Source organism: Rhizobium sp. KNZ14-9A, from assembly GCF_056755015.1.
The window spans coordinates 149062-173435 of record NZ_JBPGXB010000001.1 but is presented as its reverse complement, the minus strand read 5'-3'; the positions used below and the strand labels follow the sequence as shown (position 1 = coordinate 173435).

At 59.1% G+C, this 24374-nt stretch carries 22 protein-coding genes and 5 pseudogenes; 14 read left to right on the top strand and 13 right to left on the bottom strand.

Annotation, left to right across the window (positions count from 1 at the left end; translation table 11 throughout):
• Positions 1-529: 529 nt before the first annotated feature.
• From ACR9ZQ_RS00825 to ACR9ZQ_RS00815, 3 genes and pseudogenes are all read left to right on the top strand, one after another.
• Entirely contained in the window at positions 530-1576 is a 1047-nt protein-coding gene (locus ACR9ZQ_RS00825; protein WP_310384060.1) for a catalase family peroxidase, read from the top strand.
• Entirely contained in the window at positions 1573-2112 is a 540-nt protein-coding gene (locus ACR9ZQ_RS00820; protein WP_481426575.1) for a cytochrome b, read from the top strand. The genes ACR9ZQ_RS00825 and ACR9ZQ_RS00820 overlap by 4 nt, the downstream gene beginning before the upstream one ends.
• Before the next feature lie 196 nt (positions 2113-2308).
• Positions 2309-2854, top strand: a pseudogene (locus tag ACR9ZQ_RS00815) (esterase/lipase family protein); the annotation flags it as partial.
• A gap of 142 nt (positions 2855-2996) precedes the next feature.
• Here ACR9ZQ_RS00815 and ACR9ZQ_RS00810 read toward each other — a convergent pair.
• The 7 genes and pseudogenes from ACR9ZQ_RS00810 to ACR9ZQ_RS00780 form a co-directional block, all read right to left on the bottom strand.
• A pseudogene (locus ACR9ZQ_RS00810) lies at positions 2997-3266 on the bottom strand (type II toxin-antitoxin system RelE/ParE family toxin).
• Positions 3267-3672: 406 nt separating this feature from the next.
• Complete coding sequence (locus tag ACR9ZQ_RS00805; RefSeq protein ID WP_481426574.1) at positions 3673-4686, bottom strand: extracellular catalytic domain type 1 short-chain-length polyhydroxyalkanoate depolymerase; 1014 nt, start codon at positions 4684-4686, stop codon at positions 3673-3675.
• Positions 4687-5056: 370 nt separating this feature from the next.
• Positions 5057-5521: an NUDIX hydrolase gene (locus ACR9ZQ_RS00800; protein WP_310384054.1), complete on the bottom strand. Its 465-nt coding sequence runs from the start codon at positions 5519-5521 to the stop codon at positions 5057-5059.
• A 792-nt stretch (positions 5522-6313) separates the two neighbouring features.
• Complete coding sequence (locus ACR9ZQ_RS00795) at positions 6314-6490, bottom strand: hypothetical protein (protein ID WP_310384051.1); 177 nt, start codon at positions 6488-6490, stop codon at positions 6314-6316.
• A gap of 56 nt (positions 6491-6546) precedes the next feature.
• A complete protein-coding gene (locus ACR9ZQ_RS00790) occupies positions 6547-6843 on the bottom strand; it encodes a hypothetical protein (protein ID WP_481426573.1) in 297 nt (98 codons plus the stop codon).
• 168 nt (positions 6844-7011) lie between these two features.
• The gene (locus ACR9ZQ_RS00785; RefSeq protein WP_481426572.1) at positions 7012-7461 is read right to left on the bottom strand and encodes a hypothetical protein; all 450 of its coding nucleotides are present in this window, start codon (positions 7459-7461) and stop codon (positions 7012-7014) included.
• Between the two features lie 121 nt (positions 7462-7582).
• The gene (locus tag ACR9ZQ_RS00780; protein ID WP_481426571.1) at positions 7583-7789 is read right to left on the bottom strand and encodes a GrpB family protein; all 207 of its coding nucleotides are present in this window, start codon (positions 7787-7789) and stop codon (positions 7583-7585) included.
• A gap of 304 nt (positions 7790-8093) precedes the next feature.
• Here ACR9ZQ_RS00780 and ACR9ZQ_RS00775 point away from each other — a divergent pair, with 304 nt between their 5' ends.
• Positions 8094-8594, top strand: coding sequence for a cupin domain-containing protein (locus tag ACR9ZQ_RS00775; RefSeq protein ID WP_481426570.1), 501 nt, complete (start codon positions 8094-8096; stop codon positions 8592-8594).
• A 410-nt stretch (positions 8595-9004) separates the two neighbouring features.
• On the opposite strand, the gene ACR9ZQ_RS00770 is transcribed toward ACR9ZQ_RS00775, so the two are convergent.
• Both ACR9ZQ_RS00770 and ACR9ZQ_RS00765 read right to left on the bottom strand, forming a co-directional pair.
• On the bottom strand, positions 9005-9544 hold the full coding sequence (locus tag ACR9ZQ_RS00770) for an MFS transporter (protein WP_481426569.1): 540 nt from the start codon (positions 9542-9544) through the stop codon (positions 9005-9007).
• A gap of 79 nt (positions 9545-9623) precedes the next feature.
• Positions 9624-9839 (bottom strand): hypothetical protein, encoded by a 216-nt coding sequence (locus ACR9ZQ_RS00765; protein WP_481426568.1) that lies wholly within the window; start codon positions 9837-9839, stop codon positions 9624-9626.
• 329 nt (positions 9840-10168) lie between these two features.
• Between ACR9ZQ_RS00765 and ACR9ZQ_RS00760 the strand changes: the two genes are divergently transcribed.
• The 8 genes from ACR9ZQ_RS00760 to ACR9ZQ_RS00725 are packed head-to-tail and all read left to right on the top strand — an operon-like array spanning position 10169 to position 18532.
• Positions 10169-11203 (top strand): ABC transporter substrate-binding protein, encoded by a 1035-nt coding sequence (locus tag ACR9ZQ_RS00760; RefSeq protein WP_481426567.1) that lies wholly within the window; start codon positions 10169-10171, stop codon positions 11201-11203.
• 5 nt (positions 11204-11208) lie between these two features.
• A complete protein-coding gene (locus tag ACR9ZQ_RS00755) occupies positions 11209-12027 on the top strand; it encodes an ABC transporter ATP-binding protein (RefSeq protein ID WP_310384034.1) in 819 nt (272 codons plus the stop codon).
• Positions 12024-12857 (top strand): ABC transporter permease, encoded by an 834-nt coding sequence (locus ACR9ZQ_RS00750; protein WP_481426566.1) that lies wholly within the window; start codon positions 12024-12026, stop codon positions 12855-12857. The genes ACR9ZQ_RS00755 and ACR9ZQ_RS00750 overlap by 4 nt, the downstream gene beginning before the upstream one ends.
• A gap of 28 nt (positions 12858-12885) precedes the next feature.
• A complete protein-coding gene (locus ACR9ZQ_RS00745; RefSeq protein WP_310384030.1) occupies positions 12886-14244 on the top strand; it encodes an FAD-dependent oxidoreductase in 1359 nt (452 codons plus the stop codon).
• On the top strand, positions 14241-15398 hold the full coding sequence (locus ACR9ZQ_RS00740; RefSeq protein WP_481426565.1) for a CaiB/BaiF CoA transferase family protein: 1158 nt from the start codon (positions 14241-14243) through the stop codon (positions 15396-15398). The genes ACR9ZQ_RS00745 and ACR9ZQ_RS00740 overlap by 4 nt, the downstream gene beginning before the upstream one ends.
• Positions 15395-16171, top strand: a complete 777-nt coding sequence (locus tag ACR9ZQ_RS00735) for an enoyl-CoA hydratase-related protein (RefSeq protein ID WP_481426564.1) — start codon at positions 15395-15397, stop codon at positions 16169-16171. The genes ACR9ZQ_RS00740 and ACR9ZQ_RS00735 overlap by 4 nt, the downstream gene beginning before the upstream one ends.
• Positions 16172-16206: 35 nt before the next feature.
• Complete coding sequence (locus tag ACR9ZQ_RS00730; protein WP_310384022.1) at positions 16207-17130, top strand: LysR family transcriptional regulator; 924 nt, start codon at positions 16207-16209, stop codon at positions 17128-17130.
• Between the two features lie 7 nt (positions 17131-17137).
• Positions 17138-18532: an amidohydrolase family protein gene (locus tag ACR9ZQ_RS00725; RefSeq protein WP_481426563.1), complete on the top strand. Its 1395-nt coding sequence runs from the start codon at positions 17138-17140 to the stop codon at positions 18530-18532.
• Here the strand turns inward: ACR9ZQ_RS00725 and ACR9ZQ_RS00720 are convergent.
• Positions 18505-19440: a dihydrodipicolinate synthase family protein gene (locus tag ACR9ZQ_RS00720; RefSeq protein WP_481426562.1), complete on the bottom strand. Its 936-nt coding sequence runs from the start codon at positions 19438-19440 to the stop codon at positions 18505-18507. The two genes, ACR9ZQ_RS00725 and ACR9ZQ_RS00720, sit on opposite strands and share 28 nt — an antisense overlap.
• A pseudogene (gene fdxA / locus ACR9ZQ_RS00715) lies at positions 19437-19801 on the bottom strand (ferredoxin). The gene ACR9ZQ_RS00720 and the pseudogene fdxA overlap by 4 nt, the downstream one beginning before the upstream one ends.
• 245 nt (positions 19802-20046) lie before the next feature.
• Between fdxA and ACR9ZQ_RS00710 the strand changes: the two are divergent.
• Positions 20047-20476, top strand: a pseudogene (locus ACR9ZQ_RS00710) (mobile mystery protein A).
• Positions 20473-21068, top strand: a pseudogene (locus ACR9ZQ_RS00705) (mobile mystery protein B). The pseudogenes ACR9ZQ_RS00710 and ACR9ZQ_RS00705 overlap by 4 nt, the downstream one beginning before the upstream one ends.
• 177 nt (positions 21069-21245) lie before the next feature.
• Here the strand turns inward: ACR9ZQ_RS00705 and ACR9ZQ_RS00700 are convergent.
• Entirely contained in the window at positions 21246-22685 is a 1440-nt protein-coding gene (locus ACR9ZQ_RS00700; RefSeq protein WP_481426561.1) for a M20 family metallopeptidase, read from the bottom strand.
• 125 nt (positions 22686-22810) lie between these two features.
• Positions 22811-24352, bottom strand: coding sequence for an ABC transporter substrate-binding protein (locus ACR9ZQ_RS00695; RefSeq protein WP_481426560.1), 1542 nt, complete (start codon positions 24350-24352; stop codon positions 22811-22813).
• Between the last annotated feature and the right edge of the window lie 22 nt (positions 24353-24374).

Sequence of the window (24374 nt, the reverse complement as noted above, 5' to 3'; positions counted from 1 at the left end):
AACAACTTGGCGATACCTCTTCGCTTTGAAGGAATTCGAACCTCCACGGGCCGCATAGACGAGCGCTTTCAACTGTTGCTCGTTGTGAACACTTGTCGAAAGAGTTCGATGATGACGAGCGATACACCTCCGTTGAACGGAAGCGGTAGAGCATCACCCTCCCACCAGTCGACGTTCAGGTGAGGTAGCAAACCCCATACTCTGCAGACCCGACCCGGCCATATGCATCGATCCAAAAGGAGCGTATCGGAGCTTTCAGCATCGCGACGCGCGGATACGCGTGGGGAAAGCGGGAATTCGCGTCACACGAGGGCGTGAGGAAGGGCAGCCGGAGATGCACCGCAATCTTGATGCAAACCCTCGGAACGCTGGCCGAGCTCTTAGACTGTTCGCGGCGAGGGTTTGACCTGGCAGCTCGACGGTGGCATCTTCCCTGTGCGCCCTGCGCATAGAAGCCGGCTACTTCTCATTGTCTACTGAAATCGAAGCCCCCGCACCGCGTTGAACGAGCACGAAGGGAGAGTCTTGGATGCCTGGCCCGCAGCGTTCCGCCCTAGGATCCCTCGTATTGATAGCGGCCGTCGTAGGTTTCGGGGTCGGCGCGTTTGCCTACACTGCTGGATGGCTCAGCCCTGACCGCCTTACGTCGACGAAGCTCGTAAGTGCGTTGGCGCCTCCTGGCGGCCCCGCTCTCGGACATCGGAGGAACCACGCAAAGGGCGTCTGCTTCACTGGCACATTCGAAGCGAACGGCAACGGTAGTGCAATTTCACGGGCGTCAATGCTTGCCGCCGGACAATACCCCGTCCTTGGCCGCTTCAACCTCGCAACGCCGGACCCGAATGCTGCCGATGCGACAGTTCGAGTTCGGGGCGTTGGCGTGCAGATCTCGGCGCCTGACGGCAACGTCTGGCGGATGGCTCTGATCGATCCGCCTGTTTTCGCGGTCTCCACGCCGCAAGGTTTCTACGATTTGCTTAATGCGTCCTCGAGCAAGAATCCGGAAGCGATGAAAGGATTTGTGGCAGCGCATCCAGAATTCGCTGCGTTCGGCGAGTGGGCGACCAAGGCTCCCTGGACGGCCAGCTACGCCGAGGTGGCGTTCAACAGCCTCAATGCATTCATTTTCAAGGATGGGTCGGGCGCAGAGCACGCCGTTCGTTGGTCTTTGCGTCCGGAGGCGCAGGCCGCGCCGATCACGGCCGAAGACTTCGCCAAGCTCGGCGCCAATCATCTTGAGCAAGATATAACCGAACGCGTTGGAAGGTCGCCTCAGCATTGGACGCTGGTGCTGACGGTGGCCGATCCCTCCGATCCAATATCAGATCCTACCAAGGCCTGGCCGCCGGGGCGGCGTACTGTCGAAGCTGGAACTCTGGTCGTGCAGAAAATCGAGCCGGAGGCGGACGGCCCGTGCCGAGACATCAATTTCGACCCGACCATCCTGCCTGACGGAATCAAGCTGTCCGATGATCCGTTCCCCGCGGCCCGCTCGGCAGCCTATGCCAGATCCTATGATCTGCGGACATCGGAAGCGAGCAGTTATCCTCGAACCGGAGCGAGCGCGAAGCCATGACGGACGGCATCAAGACACGATTCTCCACCATCCAGCGCTTGTTGCACTGGCTGATGGCGATAGGCATCCTGGCAATGCTCTTCATCGGCGTCGGAATGGTTTCCACCATCGGACGTCAGTATGTGCCGCTCTTGCTGACGCACAAGACGCTAGGGATCGCCATTCTTGTCCTTGCCCTGGTTCGCCTCGCGGTTCGCTTCATATCCGGCGCTCCACCGTTGCCCGCAAACCTTCCGGAACCGATGAAGCTTGCCGCCCATCTGTCCCACGTAGGTTTGTATGTGCTGATGATAGGGATGCCCTTGATCGGGTGGGCGATGTTGTCCGCCGCCGCTTATCCAGTCGTACTCTATGGCGGCATAAGGCTCCCCCCGATACTGCCGCAGAGCGACACCCTGCACGCATTCCTCTGGAGCGCGCATTACTATCTTGCCTTCGCGTTCTTCGCTCTTGTGTTGATGCATCTTGCGGCGGCGCTTTTTCACGGGCTCGTCCGTCGCGATGGGGTCCTCGAAACGATGCTGCCCGGCAGATAGCGGTGGTGTTCGTGAAAGGGCTATCGTCACCACCAGGCCTTCAACCGAGGCGGCGCTGAGTGTGATCATTCGGCCATAGAGTTCGCTTTCCTGGAACCGTCCATTGGCGGCCAACCACGAGCTCACGCCAGCCCCGAACCAGGCCTGGCTTCCCGGGGCTCCCTGATTTCCTTTTGACCGAGAGACTGCATTTGACATGACCGACACCGTTGTTCTTCTCCATGGCATCAGGAGGACCAGCCCTTCCATGCGCAAGTTTGAAAAGCACCTGCAGACCCAAGGCTACATTACCCGCAACGTTGACTACCCTTCGACCCGCTACCCCATTGAACGGCTGGCGCAGATCGTTGCTGAGGAAGTCGGAGATGCGGCTGAGAGCAACCGAGAAGGCCGTCTTCACCTGATAGGACATTCCATGGGTGGATTGGTCATCAGGGCCATGTTGAAGGACTACCGACCATCAAATCTCGGGCGGGTGGTAATGATCGGTACTCCAAATAATGGCAGTCAGGTCGCAGATTTCTTAAAAAAAGTGCCGCTGCATAAAACAGCTTTCGGCCCAGCCGGCCAGCAGCTTGTCACCGATCAGAGCACGTTCGCCCATATCTTCGGTCCGGTGGATTTCGAACTGGGCATCATCGCCGGAACCCGAACCATCGATCCCGTCTCGTCATTGATCATTGGCTATCAAATAACCAACGACGGTAAGGTAAGTGTAGAATGCACGCGACTTGCCGGAGCCGGTAGGTGGTTCGAACTGGTTCAAGGCGCTCATCGGTGGAGCTTGCCGCCTCGAAGAAACGAAAGGGCTTGCGCCAGCTGCCGACCATATCGCAATCGCGGCCAACCACACATTCATTCCATCGAACAAAGGAGCTCGAAGTCTAGCTCGCTGGCAAAGTGTCTGGCCATTCCTGCGCCCGCGGAGGACGCGAAGAATACGAACAGATGCTTCCGTCACCGCATCCGCCGCGACATACGGCCCGTTGATTACCAGTTCGCGCGTGCTAGCAATTCTGCCAACACGACCGCTCGCGGGAAATTAATCAGACGACGGACGGCAGCGACGATCCGTTCATCGACAAGGATGGCGGCTGAAGGATTATCTGCCTCGATATATGTGAGGATGGCGTGCGATCCGATAACGCGAACACAGACTAGATGCCGTAATGGGCCGGCGTGTGGCTGTCCCTCAGAATGATGGATGTTTTGGAACGAGGTCCGAGCGATCGGCCTCAAGCATCATGAGAGGAACAGCCATGGAGTACTATGCCGGAATCGACGTCTCGCTGAAAGAGACATGCCATCCCCGAAAACGATCGTCGTCAGGCGCGCTCCCTCCGGTTGGCAGAATCCGAACGGCGACGATCCTCGACCGTTCGGTTCGAAGCTTCGGGAAGTGTTGCAGTCCCGCACTAGCGGCGCTGATTTAGATTTTGCTAATATTTTATTTGGCGATTCGGATGGAAGCCGGTGGCGAGCGAGGTCGTCAGCGTCGCAGACAACGCCGGCCTGCACCCCCACAGAGGAAAAGGCGCGGTGCCTCGTCGGCCTCACTGATTACACCTTTTTCAAGCCCCAGATCCGAAGAAGTTCGAGCGGAGCGGAAATTGCCGCTTGAAGAACGTAAGGATCGGATACGTTCGGTCGCTTGCCTGTCGCAGCACCACGTATCGGGAGGCCGTGTCCAAATCCGTCCAGGGAATACAAAGACACCGCGGGCGATCGTGCCGATTTCCACCTGGTGAGTGTGCCCCAGCGTTTCATGGTGATTTTACCCTCGCTCTCACCGGCACCGGTCACATCCAGCCACTGCGTCACACAAGACCACGCGTTGGCCGGATTGACAATCCTGTCGTTCGCGCCCTGCCAGATCGAGATCGGCGGCCAGAGCATTGCGGTCGGCGAGACATTCCGAACAAGGCTGCCCCACTCACCAGGAGCTTTCGATACACCCGAGCGCATGGCACGGAGTGCAGACATGGCGTCCCTTGCGGCGCCGAAGGGCATGCCGGCGATCATGGCAGCGCCCGCGAACCTCTCGGGGTAGGTTGCGACAAGCGCAGAGACCAGCGCCGCGCCTGCCGACAGCCCGACGATGTAGATCCGGGATCGATCGACGCGGTGACGACCGCAAGCATGTTCGATCATCTGGTGGACAGACATCACCTCGCCGCGGTCGCGAGCGACTGCGCTTGGCCGAAACCAATTGAAGCATCGCCGGGCGTTGTTGCCTTCAGTCTGCTCGGGATAGAGAAGGATGAATCCGCGTTTGCGAGCCAAGGTAGTGAACCCGCTGGCAGCATCAAGACTCTCAGCGGTCTGCCCGCATCCGTGGAGAACGACCACAAGCGGCGGATTTGCGGATGCTTGCTCCGGCGCGTGCAGCTTCATGATCAATCGGCCCGGATTGCTGCCGAAGCCGGTGACCTCGGCAAGAATGGTCTTGCCTCTAGAGCGATTGGACCGCGGTTTGGTTCGCTTCGGTGCAGGTGTCGAAAGAGCCTTTGCGACCAACCGAGCAAATTTATTCCGGGATTTGAACAAGCGTGACAGCTTGGGGAATTTGAACATCTAAGAATATACCGGTTGGTTCCACAGCGGCTCGCCATCCGCCGACATCTTCGTTGCAATGTTTTCCTTCGGCCCACTGGCAAGACAGGCTGGTCGTGACACAGCTTCTGTTTCGCGCGTTAGTTGCGTGGTAGCTTCCAATATTTGGGATCCGCGAGCTGGAGGACGTGGGGAGCACGTTTCGCATCACCAAAATGACTTTTCTCCAGCATGGTTCCGTTTGTCGGTTGCGCAATCGGGTCGATCGGGTATGCGGACTGGTAGCTAATGGTGAAGTCTGTCGGGGTAGCGTGTAAATGGCGATCCATCGCGTGCGAAGCAAGTCATGGCTGCCACGCGTGCGGCGCATCGCGGTCGTCGGTGCACTTGGCTATGAAATCAGCTCGGCCAGCTTGTCGAGCATGGAGCGCTGCCCCTTCAGGATCTTCGCGGCGGCTTCATTCAAGAAAAACCAGCCGGCACGGTCAACTTCCGGAAAGGTTTTCATCCTGCCAGATTTCGGCGGCCACTCCATAGTGAATGTCGAGCTGCGGACGTCGTCCACGTCGAGGTTGGGGTCCGCTTCGACGGCCCAGGCGACAACGGTCTTCCCGCCGGGCTGCCGATATGCGCCGAGTGGCAGAAACTCGCCATCGACCGCAATGCCCAGCTCCTCGTCCGTCTCCCGGATCGCCGCCGCGAGATCGTCTTCGCCCGACTCGACGAGCCCTTTCGGGATCGACCACGCGCCCTCGTCCTTCTTCGCCCAGAACGGGCCGCCGGGATGCACGAGAAGCACCTCGACGTCGCGGTCAATCCTCCGGAACACGAGGAGCCCGGCGCTACGGAGAGGCATGAAGAGACTTCTCGTTCGTGAAGCCGGGGGGCACTCGTCGCAGATCCGCCAACCGTCGTCGCCCATCCGCTGATTGGACTGCGTACGGCAGAGACATATGTACCGTATCTGCGGCGTTTCCCGATTGTCGGGCTGGATGGACCACCATCGACATAACCGCGCGGGAGTCCAGGCGTTCTGACAGAAGCATGGGAGAACCTTAAATTAGATTTTAATCAATCGTAGCTGAATTGCGCTGATGGTAAAGCGCACGATCAAGCCGCCACGTTCAATACCGCGCGCCCGAGAGGATGAAACTGGGCACTCCTATGTTATTGTTTGCGCGGTTTAGTTCTGGTCTACGCTTTTTGGGATGCTGGACCCGCCGCCGTTCGGAACGAACTGTCAGGCGGCTCTGCGCCGCTCGCTGACAAGCCTGACGCGGCTGTGGCTATCCAGCCAGCCGGCTGCGGCAAGCGTCCAGGCCCTTCCTGAGCCAGTCCGCCGTTAAACTTCCCATTCCTGGCGCAGTGAAGTTTCAAATTTCATAAAATTGGCCATTTGTTACCCGTTTTTCAAGGAAATTACTGTTTTTCAAGGCATGGTCGTCTGAGAACGCAATTTCAGACGATAGATCGAATTCGCCGGCGACGCTCCTTTTCATGGCGATGGCGGTCGCGATGCTCAACCGTGAAGACGATGCGGGTAGTACCACGCACATCTTGCATGTCGCGCTAGTCTCCACATTCCGGAAAAACAGATGGTTCGATGGAGCGGGCTCACCTTACCGCAACGCCTCTTCCGGCAACATCGTTACTGCGCCTCCTCAACAGGATAGACCCTCACAAGATGCTGCTCGATCTCGTCACGGTCGAAAATGAAACTCTCCGGCTTCACCATCCAATTAAGCTCCGCGTCTTCCTGATTCTCGGCCTCGCATTCCCAAATTTCCTGCACGGTGATCTTCAGCTCAATGCGGTATTTTGGCATTGCCGGCCTCCTCTCATCAATGACACGGCGTTGAAGCGATAGCCGATTTCGGAGCGTTACTGGACACCGGACCTGTCGGGTGGTCTGCCATCCTCGGGAAAATCCAGAAACTTGATATGCAAAAGCGCCGTAACCGCCGCGTCTCTGATCAATCCGAGCGAGCGTTCGACCTCGGCGTACCGCCAGTATCCCGCCCTATCCTGCGCCCGCACTTCCGGACTGAAACCATGCTCCTGGATATAGGTCAGCATGCTGGTGATGGTGCGGATGCTGCTCTCGATCTGGCTCTCCCGCGCGTCGGTCTTTTCCATTTCCATCCGAAAGGCATCTTCACCGGTTTTTACAATCTTCATGCGTCAATCCTTTTTGACTGTCCCGCATCCCGGAAAGCGACCTTGATCATGGTCACCGCATCCGCATGGGGGAACGTCAGCTCGATGCCGTGCGCCCAGGAAAACGCCATCCACGCGTCCGGATGATCGGGTCGATGCCATAGTCAATCTGCGCGATTCGTAGCGGGCTCATGACGTAGCGGAGCATGTGAACCTGAACTTCCCAGGCCTCGGCGTCTCCATTCGTGAAGAGGTTCCTGCGAGGTATGGGCTCTGGATAGGCCGCCATGTCTGTGCTCCTTGCGCACGCAAATATTCATCCCGCTGCTCGGCAAGAGTTTGTCCAAGGGCAAGCCTCCGCACGATATCCGCTCTTTTCGCGAGGGCATGCGCGCGGTGATGGAAAACACAGGCTTCCATTTTCACGGTCTGGGCGGATTTGATCGGCTCTGCTTCGCTCTCGGCGATGTTCTCGCGAATTTTGGCGATCTGTCGCTCCATGATATCGAGCATGACCTTGATGTCCTCTTGCTCGGCGAGCGGGCCATCATTTCCAGTGGTAGTATCAGCAAGCGGAACGGCAGCACCCATGGCGGCGATTGCGGAACCTGAAACGAACTGGCGGCGGCTTATGCGCATGACATACTCCTTCGGTTTCCGCGCGGGCGTGCCGCGCAGGTTCGAACCAATTATTTCTGAGATGCGAGAACGGATTTTACGCCGATATCGGAGGAAGTGAATCCTGTTTATTTTTTGAAATTCACGCCCCGACTCTTGACACATCCGGGCGGGAGACTTCGACCAAGATGATTTCCGGCTTTGCAGAAAGTCCAGGAACCGCAGTGCTGCCTACATGATAAATCGCAGCAACCTCAGCGCCGAAGCTGCCCGCAATCCGCTGTTTTTCTGCAAGGAACATAGACGGCCAGCGACTGTCATAATCTGAGATTTTGCTCGTCAGAGACACCGTTAGTCCTCCGAGAAAACCGCCGGAATGCGGAAGACCGCTTCTTGTGGTCTCCCGGTGGTGACATCTTCCCAGCTTCAGCTTTCCTTCAGGGCCCTTCCCACGATATCCGAGACGAAAGCGCTCTTTTCTGTAGGCGGCGTTCTCCCCACACGCCACTTTCTGGCTTCGTCGCTCTAATCTTGTTTGGACAGAGGTTACAATGGAAACCTGAGGGACGAGTACTGTAACCAACATACAACGCGGAGCCTTCAAGCAAAGTTAGCCTGACGCACAGGCATGCAATAATCGAAGGGCAATACGCATGAAAACTTTGGTAAATACGCTGTCGAAAAGCACCACTGATCTCAATGAATGGTGGGAGGTAACCCCCGGAGAGAAATTTACGATCCGTACCTCCGTCAAGGAGACGGGAGGCCTGTATACGATGATCGAGGTGACTGCCGAGTTGCGTAACGGTGTACCGGTGCACACGCATGCCAACGAGGAGGAACACTTCATCGTTCTCGAAGGCAACGTTCATCTCACCAATGGTGACGAGAGCTCGACTCTGTCGACCGGGGATTCTGCAACGGTAAAGAGGGGAACTCCCCATGCCTGGTGCAATATCTCCGACAGCCGAGTCCGAATGCTTATCATTTTCTCCCCCGGTCATATGGAAGAAGCGTTCAGGCTCATCGGTTCAATGGATGGTGGCGATCTGGCCGCTATCGCAGAATCGGCCAAAAATGGGGGCTCCACGATTGTTGGCCCGCCGCCTTTTGAAAACATCTATTCGGTCATGTCTCCTCGACCAACAACCTGAGCGCCGCAACTCTGTCGGTCATCCAAAACCTTTCTGAAAGCAGCATACGCGCATTCGGCCGACATTAAGTGAAAGCAGGGCTATCATCAGTCCGAAGAGAGCCACTTCGGGCCTGATAGAACTGCAGAGCGAGTCACAACCGCCCAGCATCGTGTCTGCGCTGCCGCTATTGGCGAAGCTGCCGTCCACACTCATGGCGGCAGTCTTCGAAGCCCCTGGATCATTCCCGCAGGGGCTTTTATCGGCCTGGCAGATATCACAGTGAGGCATAATTCCACGGCAAGAGACCCTCAATCTGGCTTTGCTTGTGGGTAGCGGGGGTCCCGGGCGCACTTGATCAAGATGCTTTAGGCGTTTCGAACTGTCTTGCGAGGCGGGGACGACTGCATCGCGCCAATTGCAGTCCTACTCTAGCTTTTCGAAGCCGGGCATAAAACCAATGAGGGGCTCGCTCTTAATGTCTCTGACGCTTGTCGCATCTGAGCGCCATCAGCCGATGCCCATTGCTCAGGCGTGAAATCTGGAACCGGGCGAATGCCTTCGATTATGGCGACTGTATCATCGTGCTTGAGCAAGAATGTCGTAACAAGGTTCCCTTTTGGCAATGGCGAGGACATGGAAACGCGATGCGAACCGATATCCTCAAGGGTGACATTCTCCATCTGGACCCGATACGCCGCCCCGTCGAAGGCGACGAAGTTGCCGTCTCGAATGGCCCAGAATGGCCCCTCACATCCAGTCCCAATGTAGGTAAGCGTCAGCACGGTCTTGCGCCCCACCCTATCCGACAGCGAGCCCGCGAAAGGAGCCGCGACGGCACCCACCAGGGGGCCGATCCCCAGGAGCGCACCAATCATGGCCGGGCCAAGACCGAATGACTGTTGCAGCTTGATGGCAAGGAACGAGAGCGTCGTGGCGCGCGCGATTGTGACAAGACCTGATCCTGCCACAAGGAAGAGGACGCAGTTCAGTCGTTGTTTTTCGTGCTACATCGTCGTCCTCAGCAAATCATAGCGATCAATCGTTGCGCTACTGGTTACACAGATTTTTCCCGGCCGTCTCAGTCAGATGAAACGCGGTTTTTGCAACTGAGATGTCAGCGGGCGCCTCTGGCGTCCCGCGGCGCACGGAAAGTGCAATTTTTTCCAATGAAGACCCGCTGTAGGCGAGATCCGACAGCAGGCGGATCGTTTTCCATCCACGGCCTATGAGCACCAGGAACAGGATGAGGCAGACGGCCACCACAGGAGACGGTTTCCTTTACGTTCGACCAGATGACCGTCGCGCGTTTCAGAGAGACCTTCCCCCATGCCAGGTGGAGCGGTCGCCTCCAGTCCTGGGCCGTGCCCCGAAAGACCGCGCGCAAGCGCATATCTTTATGTCCATATCTTTCCGCTCCCCCGCATCTCCGCACCGGCATCAACTAAAACGAATGGCAGGTATCGTTGCCTTTTTGGCAATATAGAATGCGCATAATTGTTCTTTATTAGAACGCGAGATTCCCCCATCATCCGGCAATTGGTGGATAACGAGACGAAAAGTCCGATCGCCCAATCAACAGGGGAACTATCAGCATGTCTCAATTCATGATGAATCGCCGCCGTTTTCTATCCAATGCCGCCTTGGTTGGCGGCCTCGCTGCAACCCAGACCTTTATCGGGATCCGCGCCGGCAAGGCGGCCGATGTTGCCGAAGTTCGCATGCAGCTCGGCTGGCTAGCCTCGAACGGCCTTATCGGTGAGGTCGCCGCCCAGAAGAAGGGCTTTTTCACCGAGCAGGGCATCAATCTCACCATCGTCCCCGGCGGTCCGAATGTCGATGGCGTCGCCGGCGTTGCGGCAGGTCAATCCACGATCGGCCAAATTTCCTCAAGCCCGTCCGTCATGCTCGCGCGGTCGGCAGGCATGCCGGTCAAGGCGTTCCTTGCCGGATATCGCAAGCATCCATTTGCGTATTTCTCCCTGAAGAAGTCGCCGATCCGCGAGCCAAAGGACATGATAGGCAAGACGATCGCGACGCAACCGACGGCTTTCATCCTTTTGCGCGCGCTGCTGGCCCAGAACGGCATTCCCGAAGACAAGGTGAAGATGGTCAACATGGGTTCGGACATGAACCAGTTGATGACGGGGCAGGCCGATGCCGTCACCGGCTGGGTCACGAACACCAACGCCCTGAAGGTGCTTGGCGACGAGCGCGTCGACATGATGCTGTGGGACGCCGGGCTGAAGCTTTATGCCAACGTTTATTACACGACCGACGAACAGCTGGATAAACACGCCGACGTGCTGGTCCGCTTCACGACGGCCGCGGCCAAGGGCTGGGGGTATGTGCGCGACCATCCGGAAGAAGCCGTTGATATGCTGGTCGACGCTTATCCCAACCTCGATAAGGCAAGCGAGCTGGAGGCTGTTCACCCTGTCATCGATTTCTCCTTTGGGGATAGCACCAAAGAGACCGGTTGGGGCGCAATGAACAAGGACAATTGGGCGGCACAGATCAAAGCCTATGCCGATCTCAAGCAATTTGCAGGTGCCACACCGACCGTAGACGACGTCGCTAGCATGGCGATCCTCGACGCGACAACCGAAATCCGCAAACAAATCGGGTGAACGTCATGATGAACGCCGCCACCATCAAGCAGCCACAGCCGATGGCAACAGCCGAAATGGCACGACTTGCCGTCTCCATTCGTGATCTGGATATTCGTTTCGGCAACAAGGGCAATGAATTCACTGCCCTCTCCAAGGTCTCTGTCGACATTCCAGAGGGATCGTTCGTCACGATGCTCGGCCCGTCCGGGTGCGGCAAGTCGACCTTGCTGCGATGCATCGCCGATCTCGTCCATATCAGCGACGGTTTGGTCTCGGTATTCGGCCGGCCGCCGCGCGACGCACGCCAGGGGCGCGACTTCGCCTTCGTCTTTCAGGAGGCAACGCTTCTGCCGTGGCGGAGCGTCATCGACAACGTTCGCCTGCCGCTGGAAGTCGGCAAGCATGACAAGAGCGCCTATGCCGATCCCATGGAGCTGCTGGCACTCGTCGGCCTCAAGGGGCGCGAAAATGCTCTTCCGCATGAATTGTCGGGTGGCATGCGCCAGCGGGTCGCCATCGCCCGTGCCCTGGTAACCAAGCCGCGCATCCTTTTGATGGACGAGCCATTCGGCGCTCTTGACGAAATCACCCGTGACAAGCTCAACGAGGAACTCTTACGCATCTGGCGCGAGACGGGCACCACTATCGTCTTCGTAACCCATTCGATCCCGGAGGCAGTCTTTCTCGGCCAGCACGTGCTTATGCTGCAGGCCCATCCCGGCCGCGTGAAAGAATTCATGAAAGTCGATCTTCCCTACCCCCGCGCCCTTGCGATGCGCGACACGGTCGACTTCATCAAGGTGACCGCGCATCTGCGCGCGCTGCTGGAGGAATGCATATGAGCAACGCCGTGCACTCTGACTTCAGTCGCGTGGCCAAGACGCCGCGTAAGGTTGCCATCCTCGACGCAACCGTCGGCGTTTTCTCCTCGCACATGCCGGCGATCCTTGCGGCATTCGGCTGCATCGTGCTCTGGCAGGCGGTCATCTGGATCTTCAAGATCCCGACCTTCATGGCGCCGAGCCCACTTGATGTTCTCTATGCCTTTCGCGACAATGCCACGACACTGACGCGAAACGTCCTGCCGACGGTGCTGGAAGCTGTCCTCGGCTTCGTCTTCGGCAATCTTGTCGCCATCCTGCTGGCGATCTGGTTCGTCCACAGCGCGACGGCCGAGAAGGCCTTCTATCCGATCGCGGTCTTCGTCAAGGCGATCCCGATCATCGCGCTTGCGCCGATCCTGGTCCTGATCTTCGGCAATGGAATCGCTCCGAAGATCATCATCGCCGGCCTCATCTGCTTCTTCCCGACGTTGGTCAACATGGTGCAGGGACTTCGCTCCGCCAGCCCCGCAATGCTGGACCTGATGCGGGTGCTTTCGGCCAACAATTCGGAGATCCTCTGGAAGGTCCGTCTGCCAAGCTCGTTGCCATTCCTGTTCGCCGCACTGAAGATTGCCGCAACGAGCAGTGTCATGGGCGCGATCGTCGCGGAATGGATCGGCTCCAGCTTCGGGCTCGGCGCACTCATCATCGAGGCGACCTACAATTTCCGCTCGCCACTGCTTTACGCAACGGTCGTCATCGCCGCCCTGCTTGCTGTGATCCTCTTCTTTATCGTCTCCGTCGCAGAAGCAAAGATGATCCGGTGGAAGCCGGCCGGACAACACTGAAGCCTTAAGAAAACATCGAGGAACACCAATGGAACAGGTTATTCATCAGCCTGCACGGGATATCCGTGTCGTCGATCGCTCGGATGTCGTCGTGGTCGGCGGTGGCCCGGCAGGGATTGCCGCAGCCGTCTCGGCCGCACGCAACGGCGCCAGCGTCACACTTGTCGAACGCTATCCCTATGTCGGCGGGCTTGCCGCCGGCGGCATGGTGCTCGTGCTCGACGATATGATCAACGAGCTCGAAATCACGGTGCGCGGCATCTGTATGGAGATGATCGAGCGCATGAAGCGCTGGGGGCTCTGCGTGACGCCGAGCGACCGTGATCGCCTGATCGAATTCCGCGATACGCCGGAGGCCTGGCAGCGCTGGGCGCGATGGGGCCTCTTCGACTTCCACACTCAAGCGATGCCACATCCGATCTGCTTTTCCGCCGCCTTCGATCCCGACGCCTTCAAGCGCGCCGCCTATGACATGATCGCCGAGGCGAAGATCAAGCTCAGAACACACAGCTGGTTCTCCTCGGCAATCGTCGAGGGCGGAACGATCAAGGGCGTCCTCTGCCAGACCAAGGAAGGCATGCAGGCAATCCTCGGCGATGTCGTCATCGATACGACGGGCGATCTCGATGTCGCCGCAAGTGCCGGCGCGTCTCATGTCGACTCCAACTTCATCCTGACGACGGTGTCGCGCTGGGGCGGGGTCGATACCGAAGCGGCAGAACGTTTCGAACAGCAGGAGCCGGAAGCCTTCAAGGCGCTCGATCACGAAGCCAAGCGGCTTATCGGCGGTTGCTGGTCCTTCTGGTGGCTGAAGACGCCGCTCCCCGGCGTCGTCTGGCTGAACTGCCCGCATATGCCGACCTTGAGCGGCCTGAAGGTCGAGGATTTGACCAAGGCGGAGATGGAAGGCCGCTCAAGGATCGCGAAACTGCTCGATTTCGCGCGGGAAAAGATGCCGGGCTTCGAGAATGCCTATGTCGTCGATTTCGCGCCGCAGACGGGCGTGCGCCAGACGCGGCTGCTGCAGGGAGACTATGTCGTGACGAAGGACGACGTCATGACCCGCCGGCATTTTGCCGACACGGTCTGCCGCGGCCGCGATTACTACACGCCCTACCGCGCGATGTTGCCCAGAGAGGTCGACCAGCTGATCGTTGCCGGCCGGCACTATTCGGCAACACCACAGGCGCAGAAATCCAGCCGCGAAATCCCTCCCTGCATGGCAATGGGCGAAGCGGCGGGTGTCGCCGCAACCGTCGCCCTCAATGCCGGGACGACCGTTCGCAAGGCAGATATCCGGGCAATTCAGAAGCAGATGCGGGCCCAGGGCGCTGACCCCGGCGATATCCCTTCGGAAAACGCGACATACTTGGAGGCTGCAGAATGACGACTTTGCCACTCGACGGAATCCGCGTGATCGACTTCACACAGGTCATGCTCGGCCCCTCCTGTACGCAGGTGCTGGCCGACTATGGTGCGGAAGTCATCAAGATCGAAAAGGTGAAGATCGGCGATCTCTCGCGCTGGTCACTCGGCTCCGATCCGGACGGGCTCAACAATCCGGTCTTCTGCTCGCTCAACCGCAACAAGAAGAGCCTGGCACTCGATCTGAAAGAGCCTAGCGCCCGCAAGACCGTCCAGGCGCTGCTTGAGACGGCTGACGTGGTCGTCAACAACTTCCGGCCTGGCGTGATGGAGCGCATGGGCTTTGGCTACGAAGACCTGAAGAAGATCAATCCACGTCTGATCTATGCCGTCGGCACCGGCTTCGGGCTGACTGGACCCTATCAGCACAAGGGTGGCCAGGATGTGCTGGCACAGGCCGTTTCTGGCGTTATGCGCCGCAAGTCGGACAACAGCCACCCGACCTCGATCTATGCCACCCCGCTTGCCGATTATTCGGCCGGCATGCATCTCGTCCAGGGCATCCTGCTCGCCCTGCTGCAACGCGACAAGACCGGCGAAGGACAGCAGGTCGCCGTCAGCCTCTACAACTCCATGATCGCCATGCAGATGCAGGAAGGCACGACGCATCTGATGCGCCAGAAGGACCTGAACTGGGGCGCCTTCCCGCTAACAGGCGTCTTCGAGACGACAGACAGCGCGATCGTCATGGTCGGCGCGTTCAAGCCGAACCCCTTGCGCGATATTTGCGAAGCGCTTGAGATCGAAGACCTCTCGCAATATCCGCACTACAAGGATTTCGATGCGCAGATGGCGCGACGGCCGGAACTGCAGGCGATCTTCCGCGAAAGTTTCGCCAAGAACAGCACCGCGCACTGGATCGCGCGGCTGGAAGGCGTGGACATCCTCTGCGCGCCGGTGCGCTCGCTCCCCGAGGCGCTGAAAGACGAGCAGACGATCATCAACAAGATGATTCTCGAGGCAGGCGAGACGGCAGCCGGTCCGATCCGCCTGATCGGCTCGCCGATCGACATGTCGGCCGCGCAGGTGACTGTGCGAATTTCTCCGCCGCAGCTCGGCCAGCACAATGACGAAATTCTGGCTTCGCTTTCCGAGGTGCAGGGAGACGCAGCATGAGCGTCTCCTTCACCGTAGGAGATCGCGTCGCCCGCGTGACGCTCGACCGGCCCGACCGGATGAACGCAGTCGATGCCGAGACGGAAGCCGAACTTGAGTCGATCTGGACGGAGATCGAGAAGCGCGACGATATCAACTGCGTCGTTCTGACAGGCTCGGGCGAAAAGGCTTTTTGTGCAGGCGCCGACCTCAAGGGCGGCAGCGGCAGTTCCGGCGTCGATTACTGGACCGTCGGCCGGGAAAACGGCTTTGGCGGTCTCGCCTTCCGTCGCTCGCTCGACGTGCCCGTCATCGCCCGCGTCAACGGCTACGCGCTGGGCGGCGGTTTCGAGATGGTGCTCGGCTGCGATATCGTCATTGCGGTGGAGACGGCACGCTTCGGCCTGCCGGAAGCGCGCGTCGGCCGCATGCCGCTCGATGGCGGCATGATCCTGCTGCAGCGCAAGATCGCTTTCAATCGCGCCATGGCCGTCATGCTGACCGGACGGCAATTCAGCGCGCTCGAAATGGCTGACTACGGCATCGTCAACGAAGTGGTGCCGGCTGCGGACCTTGACGCCGCCGTCGATCGCTGGGCTGCGGATATCGTTGCCTGTGCACCGCTGTCGCTGCGCGCCATCAAGCAGACGGTGAATCGCACCGCTCATTTGAGCCCGGCAGAAGCGCAGGCGCTGCGGACGCCCGCCCTGATCAAGGCGTTGAAAAGCGAGGACGCCATGGAGGGTGTGGCTGCCTTCCGCGAGAAGCGGGCGCCCGTTTGGCAGGGCAGATAGGCATGTTATAGCTTCGAGATTGCCGAGGGCTTTTCATGCATGCCAGCATTCTGAAGTATTTTGCCGAGGTCGCACGTTCCGGATCGATCCGAAAGGCATCCGAGGAATTGCACGTTGCAACCTCCGCTGTTAGCCGTCAGATCAAGAAATTGGAAGATGAGCTCGGCACGCCGCTGTTCGAGCGCTTCTCCGACGGCTTGCGGCTGACATCAGCCGGCGAGATCGTGCTGCGCCATGCCAAGGAGACGCTGCAGGACTTCGAGGTCATGAAGTCCAATCTCGGCGACCTCCAAGGAAAGAATACCGGCCGCGTCCATATCGCCGCCCTCGATAGCCTGCTCGTCACGTTTCTTCCTGATTTCATAAAGAGGTTTCACAAGCTGCATCCTGCGGTGGACTTTCGCGTCCGAGCGGGAGCCTACAACAATATTTTCCATTTCATGGCCGCTGGTGACATTGATATCGGCATCAGCTTTGATCTTGCGACACCACATGACCTGAAGCTCGTCGGCTCGATCCGCACAGCCTTCATGGCCATGGTCGCTTCGTCGCACCCATTGGCGCGGGCGAAATCGGTGACGTTGCCAGAATGCGCCCAGTATAAGCTGCTTCTGGCGCTCGACAGCGAAGTCGTCAGTTCGGCGATAGCGGTCGAACTTGCAGGGCTCAATCGGGTGGGACGAACCTTGGTCGCATCCAACAATCCAATCCTCCTCAAGCCATTGATCATGTCGGGTGACGGCATTGGCTTTTTTACTCCGGTTGGACTCTGGCCGGAAATCCAGACGGGCGAAATCGTTGCCATCCCGATCCGGGATTTCAAGCTCAGCGCAGTGGATATCGGTATTTTCGTGCCGCGCGACCGGCATCTGACCCATGCCAGCCAGGCGGTCATCGAGCTGCTCAATACCGAGCTGCGCAGGTTCGGCGAGAATTTGAGAGCCATCGTCAGCAGATGAGAAAAGCATGAAGAAGATTCGCCTGTTAAAATGTCCCGGCTATGGCCCGGCCACGCACGCCGAGAGATTGACAGACCTGCCATCGCTCGGCGCTGTGACTGCGCTGCCCGGCGATCTGATCATGCCGTCACCTGTCAATGCTCACGACCATGGCTACGGCATCCGCACCCTTGATTTCGGTGCAGCCGACGACGCTTTGGAAGTGTGGATACCGGGCCTCAGGCTGCGGCCACGAACGGATGCCTATCTCGAAGCGCTTGTCGCCTTCGGCCGACTTGCCAGAACCGGCGTCGGCGCGACGATGCATTGCCACAACTCTCTCAACGTCGATCGTCTGGTCGATGAGGCGAGCGCTGTCATGCGGGCCGCAGGCGATGTCGGCATTCGGCTTGGCCTCTCCTGCCCACTGCTCGACCGCGATGCCTGGGCCTATGATGGCGGCCCACAGCGATTGCGCCCGTTTCTCTCCGAAGGCGATTGGAATGCGCTCGCCGGCACGATTCCGAACTATGCGCCCATTCACGCACAGCTTGATGCCGTCGAGACTGTCGCCGCCGCCAATACCAATCTGCTCGTCGATGTGCAGTATGGTCCGATCGGGCCACAATGGTGTTCGAACGCGCTTCTGGAGGCGATTGCCGAAGCTTCCTCGCGCCATGATCGACGCATCCACATGCATCTGCTCGAGAGCCCGCGCCAACGCGCTTGGCTCGACCGCCGCTTTCCCGAAGGTGTCGTTACCTACCTCGACAAGATTGGCTTCCTCTCACCAAGGCTTGCCGTTGCTCATGGCGTTCAGTTGCGCCCCGATGAGCTGGAGCTGCTTGCCGACCGCGGCGTACAGGTCGTCAGCAATCCCACGGCCAATCTGCGTCTGCGCTCGGGCGTCGCGCCCATCGCATCGACGATTGCGCGCGGTGGCCCAGCCTTTGCAATCGGCCTGGATGGTACCGGATTGGACGACGATCAGGATCTCTGGCGCGAGATGCGGCTTCTCTATCTCCTGCACGGCGGGCGAGGCCTGACCCAACAGTTCACGGCGCAAATGCTCTTCGATGCGGCAATCAAGGTCGGCCGTCAGATCATCAATGCGTCAGATGTGCAGGATTTCACCATTGTCGATTACCAGGCACTGATTGCCGATTCACTGTTCGACGATGTCGATGAGGCGGAAGTCCTCTTGACCCGCATGCGTGGCGAATTTGCCAGAGGGCTATTCGTGGCAGGTCAGGAGGTCGTGCGGGACGGGAAACTGACGGGCATGGATTTTGATGCCGCGCTGTCGGAGCTGCTCGCCCAGGCGAAAGCCGATTTGCCGAGGCTTGAAAGGCAACGCCCTCTCGTCAGTGCCTTGTCGGCGGCCACCCGCGCTTATTATGCGACTTGGCCCGGCATCGAGTGAAGCCGGGCCAAAGCAGAACATGCGTCGACCCGCGCGCCAATTCGCAAAGCGCTGAGACCTTCGAGCTTCTTTGGGTCGGTTATCGGCAATTGTGGAAGCAGGACGCAGTTCCAGACCGCATTACCGGCGCGTTTGCCGACGAGGTATTTGACTGCCGGAATGAGGGGATTGGCGGCGATCGTTTGCCGCAAGCTGCCGACATGGTCGAGAAGGCCTGCATTTTCCTGGTCGTGCCAGAGACGCTGCGACGAGCGCGGATCGATATTGACTGTTGCGGAGATGCAGCCGGCATAACCGTCACGCCCGGCATCGGCAAGCGCCGTTTCGCTGCTCGGAAAGACACGAAAGCCGGCGATCTTGGCGAGTTCCCGCGCATAGGCAAGGTTGCCAGAGCTGTCCTTAGACCCATGGATCCGCTCCGGAAAGGCTTGAGCAAGCCGAGCCGCTAGGGCCGGGGAGAACTCGATGCCCGTCAATTGCGGGAAATTATAGAGGTAAATCGCGATCGGCGTTTCAGCGGTCATTCTCACCAATTCGGCAAACCATGCGAAAAGGCCATCCTCTTCGAGAGGTTTGTAATAATAGGGCGGCAGCACGAGCGCGGCCGCAAATCCGAGATCGAAAGCCCGGCGCGTCAGGGCGACGGTCGTTTCAAGATCTGGCGTGCCGGTACCGACCATAAGTCTGCTGCCATCCAGCCCTTGCGCCGCCGTCGTCATCAAGGCGCTGCGTTTGGCGGCGGAAAGCGAGTTTGCTTCGCCGGTCGTCCCAAGCACATTGAGGAAGTCACAGCCATTGCTCAGGCACCAGCGCGCATGCTCGAGGAACGCGTCACCATCGATATCACCATGGCCATCGATTGGTGTCGGCACGGCGGCGATCACGCCAGCAATCCGGGTTTGCGTCATGAAAAAGCTGCTCCCATTCTATCGGATTCTGCTTTCGATCGGCTGCGATAGGCTGCCACGAAAGGATGATCGAGGCTGGTGACGCGGCTCTTATCCCAACCACCGGGGGCGCCCCATCCGGTGACGTTATCGGCAAAGAAATCGCGATTGACGTCGCGCAGGAACAGCCGGTCCGTTGGGATTTCCTCGTCCCACAAGATAGCGTCGACTGGGCACACAGAAAGGCAGAGTCCGCAATTGATGCATTCCTCCGGCTGGATGTAGAACATCCTTCCCCCTCATAGATGCAATCGACCGGACAGGCGACCGTGCAGGCTCCATCCTTCGTATCGATGCAGGGTTCGGTAATTACGTAAGCCATGTTCTTCGCCTCATAGCGCTCTGGACGGCGCCTTCAGCAAACTATGACAAACTAGAGCGTTCTTAAGAAGCGCCGATTTTCGGCTCTTTCCTTGCCGAAACGGCAATGCTTGAGCCGAGCGAGCTCTTGGCGCCTTCTCACACGTCGGACGGGCAGAAGACCCGTCCGACAAGTTCGTTTTATCGTCGCCTCGTTTCAGAGGATCTTCTCGAACGAAGACACTAAGTGGGCACCCGAGGGGGCGCCTGCGCCTTGATGAACGACTTCGAGCGCTCCACCCGATCGACCGGTTCACGGCGCCGCCGAAGGGATGGGTGCGCGCACTACGCGACGCGCTCGGAATGACGGGCGCGCAGCTCGGCACACGCATTGGCGTGCGACCTCAAACCGTAGAAGCCATAGAGAAGTCGGAAGCCGCAGGCACGATCCAACTCAATACCTTACGTCGCGCAGCTGAGGCGCTGGATTGCACCCTCGTCTACGCCCTCGTTCCAAACAGTTCGCTTGAGACTGTCATCGAGGCGCGCGCGGAAAATCGCAACGCGTGAGCTTCAGCGCGTCGCGCATACGATGCGGCTCGAAGCTCAAGGCACGGACGAGGCGGACTTCGAATCCCGCGTCCAGGCATATATCCGCGATAAACTCTCCGAGCGCGACCTCTGGAACGAGACATGACGGACCTGTTTCAGGAGCCTGAGGACGCAACACCCTTGAACCGCAAGCGCGAGAGGGACTGCTTCAGACATGGATCACGCACCCCCGTGATCTCAACGAGGCGGAGCAGGAAAACATCGTCGAGGGTGCAGCCTGGGCGCGCGGTCGCCGGCGCGTATCGCTTGAGCGAATGCTCAGCGAGGACTTCATGCGAACACTGCACAAGCGGATGTTTGGCGACGTCTGGGAATGGGCCGGCACCTTCCGAACGACGGAGCGCAACATCGGCGTCCAAGCCTACCGTATCGGAGTGGAGCTCGCGAGCGTGTTAAGAGACGTCGGCTATTGGGTTGAACATGAGACATTTCCGTCGGACGAGATAGCGATCAGGTTCCACCATCGCCTGGTCGCAATACACCCGTTTCCGAATGGAAACGGCCGTCACGCTCGATTGGCGACCGATCTTCTGATCGAACGCCTTGGCGGCGAGCGTTTCAGTTGGGGCGGCGGCAGTCTGGCCGATGTTGGCGAACTGCGCGCTCGCTACGTTACAGTCCTTCGCGCAGCCGACAACCATGATATCGCGCCGCTGCTAGAATTCGCGCGCACCTGAGAGGCGGCGCGTTCGCCTTGAACGGATGTGAACCTGAAATCTCGAGAAAAGAAAAGGAAATCATTGAATTTCCTGTGTTTTCAACCTCCACCCAGGGAACTGTGTCATTAGTTAGCACATGTGCTTTGAAAGCCGATCATAGAGCCAACGTCAAATGTATCTTGGACCAATTATGACTCACGGCTTTGCCGGTTTGATGTGATGTGGAATTGGGCAGACATATGCCCTTCCCTCGGCTTTCTCGGCCCATTCGTGTTTCGCCGCAGCCAGTAGCTCAGGTGATTCAATCAGAGATAGCCCCGTCGCGGCCAGCGTCTTGGCGGCGTGTGCCATCGCCTTGTGAGCCGCCGGGCTCTTGCCTTGTGCAACAACCTGCCATGTGTGCGGATTGGTGCCGATCGCCCAGGCCGGCGTCCAACATTGCGCCGTCGGCACAACCCAGCTGACATCGCCGACATCGGTCGAACCTGCGCGAAAATGCGACTGCCTTTCGAAATCCCTGAGGCCGAGATGCAGCGGGGTGGAGCCATCGACCCTTGCGTTGGAAAAGGCATCGCCCTTGATCTGGTAAAGCCGGATGCTGCTCTTGATCGCCTCGTCGGTAAACGTGTCCTGGATCGACTGGGCAAAAGCGATATCGGCCTCGTCGAAACGGATCGGGCCAAGCAAAACCATGTTTTCATGCATGGCCGTCTCAAGGGCGATATTGGGCAGGAGATTGGTCGCTGCCGTATCGAAGACGATCTCGACCTCGGTCTCGGTCATCATCGCGGCACCGCGTGCCACCTTGTGGACACGTTCGACGAGATCCAATGCCTGCGGCATTTCCGGTGCCCGGATCAAGTAAAGCACTTCCGCCTTTGCCTGAACCACATTCGCAGCCTTGCCGCCCGCATCGGTGATCGCATAATGGACCCGGCAATCCTGCGGCATGTGCTCACGCAGGAAATTGACCCCGACATTCATCAGTTCGACGGCATCCAGCGCCGAACGGCCGAGATGAGCAGCATTCGACGCATGCGCCGCCATACCCTTGAAACGGTAATAGTATTCGATGACCGCGAGATTGTTCGTAGAGCGGACGCCGTTGAAGGGGGCCGGATGCCAGGTGAGCGCGGTATCGACATCATCGAAAAGGCCGGCGCGCACCATGAAGGTCTTGCCGGAACCACCCTCTTCTCCGGGGCAACCATAATAACGCACGGTGCCGCGGAGACCGTTTTCCTTCAGGTGCTGCGCCAATGCGATTGCCGCCATCAGCGATCCGACGCCGAGAAGATTATGGCCGCAACCATGGCCCGTGCCATCCTCGTCAAGCGGCTGAGCCTTTGCGAGGCCCGCGGCCTGGCTCATGCCGGCCAGCGCATCGAACTCGCCGAGAAAGGCAACCACCGGCTTGCCTGAGCCGATCTCGCCGATGAATGCCGTTTCCATCTCGGCAACGCCGCGGCGCACCGAGAAGCCGTTTGCCTCCAGAACTTCCGCCAGTGCCGCCGAAGAGCGCTGCTCCTCGAACTTCAGCTCGGCGAAATCCCATATCCTGTCGCTCAGCCGGGCAAAGTCGGGCTTCATCTCTTCGATCCGGGCGGCAATCGCCTTCACGGCCTCGTGGCTCATGGCATTTCCTCAAATGAAGCCCTGAAACGGGCACAGGTTCTCTCTCAGAGGCGATGCCGCCGCTGCTGGTTGTGGCAATAAGAAAAAAAGCCGTGCCATCCTTTGCCGATGGCACGGACATGCGGTCAGTCGACAGAGACTTCCCAGAGGCGGGCGTTGGACTGCCAGACAGGCTGCCCCTTAAGCGTCTTCGCCGCGCCCCAGACGTCGACCATGTCATAGAGGAAGATGCCCGGCATTTCCTTCAGCATCAGTTCGTGGAATTCGTCGAACAGCTTTTGCCGCTTGGCCTGATCGGCCTCGACATAGGCGGCCTTCATCAGTTCGACGGCCTTCGGATCGTCCCACATCAGCGAGGCGTTCTTGTCCTTGTCGCCGACATAGAAGGAATACATCAGTGCCGGGTCGAGGCGCGGCGCAACGGACTGTGAGATGACCTGGTAATTGCCGGAACGGCGGCGATCCACCTGCGTCGCATAGTCCAGAACCTCGATCTGGATGTTGAGCCCGGCCTGCTGCATCATGGCCTGCGCCATCACGGCTGCCGGGAAGCTCGGCACGTTGCCGCGCTTGTTGGCGATGATCGAGATCGGCTCGCCCTTGTAGCCGGCAGCAGCCAGTTCCTTCTTCGCCGCCTCGATATCGTAAGGCAGGCGCTTCTTCTGGGTTTCGTCGAAATAGACGCTGTCCTGCGAAACCATGGAGCCGTTCGCCTCGCCGGTGCCGTTCGAAGCGGCGGCGACGAGCTCGTCCAGATCGAGCGCCATTGCCATCGCGCGGCGGATATGCGGATTGCTCAGAACCTTGTCGCGCGTCTGGATATAGAAGAGGTTCTTGCCGTTGTTGCGCGCCACAATGAGCTGCATTTTCGGGTTCGTCTTGATTTCCGGGATCAGGTCCGGCGAAACTTCGGCCGTGTCGAGCACGCCCGATTCAAGGCCCGCCTTGATGGTCGACGGATCGGGAATGACCATGAACTTGATGCCATCGGCGAGCGGCCGCTTCGAGCCGACCATTCCGTCCGGCTTGCCGTCATTTTCCGGCGAGACATAGTCGGCGAATTTTTTCAGGTGGATATATTCGCCCTTCTTCCACTCGTCCCACATGAAGGGGCCGGTGCCGATCGGCTTGGCAAAGCTGCCATCGGCGGCAACACTTTCCGGCGAGATCATGCCGGTATAACCGCATTCCGGGCGTGACATCAGGCCGAGGAAGACGGCGGAAGGCTTTTCGAGCGTGATGGTGACGGTCGAGGCATCGGTCGCCTTCACATCGGCCACAGCCGCGGCGCCGCCCTTGGCGAAATCGCTGAGGCAGGTCCATTTCGTGTCCGGCTTCAGGTACCGGTTCCAGTTCCACACCACGTCGTCGGCCGTCATCGGCTTGCCATTGTGGAATTTCACGTCCGTCCTGAGCTTGAACGTATAGGTCAGGCCGTCAGCCGACATGTCGACGCTTTTTGCGAGCAGCGGCTTCACCTCGCCGCTGTTGTTGTAGCCGACGAGACCCTCGACGATGTGCAGGATGACGCCGTCGGTATTGCCGTCGCGGTTGACGCCGGGATTGGCGCTGCGCAGGTCCGAGCTCTGGGCAATCGTAATGTCGCGTGCAGCGGCAGCATTGGCCAAGGCGAGCAGGGCTGCGCCTGCGAGAAGAAGCTTTTTCACTGTTCTACCCTCTTTTTGATCG

Excerpts from the sequence above, each read along its gene's own strand:
- ACR9ZQ_RS00825 (WP_310384060.1), top strand. The coding sequence starts at position 530 with ATGCCTGGCCCGCAGCGTTCCGCCCTAGGATCCCTCGTATTGATAGCG.
- ACR9ZQ_RS00820 (WP_481426575.1), top strand. The coding sequence starts at position 1,573 with ATGACGGACGGCATCAAGACACGATTCTCCACCATCCAGCGCTTGTTG.
- ACR9ZQ_RS00805 (WP_481426574.1), bottom strand. The coding sequence starts at position 4,686 with ATGTTCAAATTCCCCAAGCTGTCACGCTTGTTCAAATCCCGGAATAAA.
- ACR9ZQ_RS00800 (WP_310384054.1), bottom strand. The coding sequence starts at position 5,521 with ATGCCTCTCCGTAGCGCCGGGCTCCTCGTGTTCCGGAGGATTGACCGC.
- ACR9ZQ_RS00795 (WP_310384051.1), bottom strand. The coding sequence starts at position 6,490 with ATGCCAAAATACCGCATTGAGCTGAAGATCACCGTGCAGGAAATTTGG.
- ACR9ZQ_RS00790 (WP_481426573.1), bottom strand. The coding sequence starts at position 6,843 with ATGAAGATTGTAAAAACCGGTGAAGATGCCTTTCGGATGGAAATGGAA.
- ACR9ZQ_RS00785 (WP_481426572.1), bottom strand. The coding sequence starts at position 7,461 with ATGCGCATAAGCCGCCGCCAGTTCGTTTCAGGTTCCGCAATCGCCGCC.
- ACR9ZQ_RS00775 (WP_481426570.1), top strand. The coding sequence starts at position 8,094 with ATGAAAACTTTGGTAAATACGCTGTCGAAAAGCACCACTGATCTCAAT.
- ACR9ZQ_RS00760 (WP_481426567.1), top strand. The coding sequence starts at position 10,169 with ATGTCTCAATTCATGATGAATCGCCGCCGTTTTCTATCCAATGCCGCC.
- ACR9ZQ_RS00755 (WP_310384034.1), top strand. The coding sequence starts at position 11,209 with ATGATGAACGCCGCCACCATCAAGCAGCCACAGCCGATGGCAACAGCC.
- ACR9ZQ_RS00750 (WP_481426566.1), top strand. The coding sequence starts at position 12,024 with ATGAGCAACGCCGTGCACTCTGACTTCAGTCGCGTGGCCAAGACGCCG.
- ACR9ZQ_RS00745 (WP_310384030.1), top strand. The coding sequence starts at position 12,886 with ATGGAACAGGTTATTCATCAGCCTGCACGGGATATCCGTGTCGTCGAT.
- ACR9ZQ_RS00740 (WP_481426565.1), top strand. The coding sequence starts at position 14,241 with ATGACGACTTTGCCACTCGACGGAATCCGCGTGATCGACTTCACACAG.
- ACR9ZQ_RS00735 (WP_481426564.1), top strand. The coding sequence starts at position 15,395 with ATGAGCGTCTCCTTCACCGTAGGAGATCGCGTCGCCCGCGTGACGCTC.
- ACR9ZQ_RS00730 (WP_310384022.1), top strand. The coding sequence starts at position 16,207 with ATGCATGCCAGCATTCTGAAGTATTTTGCCGAGGTCGCACGTTCCGGA.
- ACR9ZQ_RS00725 (WP_481426563.1), top strand. The coding sequence starts at position 17,138 with ATGAAGAAGATTCGCCTGTTAAAATGTCCCGGCTATGGCCCGGCCACG.
- ACR9ZQ_RS00720 (WP_481426562.1), bottom strand. The coding sequence starts at position 19,440 with ATGACGCAAACCCGGATTGCTGGCGTGATCGCCGCCGTGCCGACACCA.
- ACR9ZQ_RS00700 (WP_481426561.1), bottom strand. The coding sequence starts at position 22,685 with ATGAGCCACGAGGCCGTGAAGGCGATTGCCGCCCGGATCGAAGAGATG.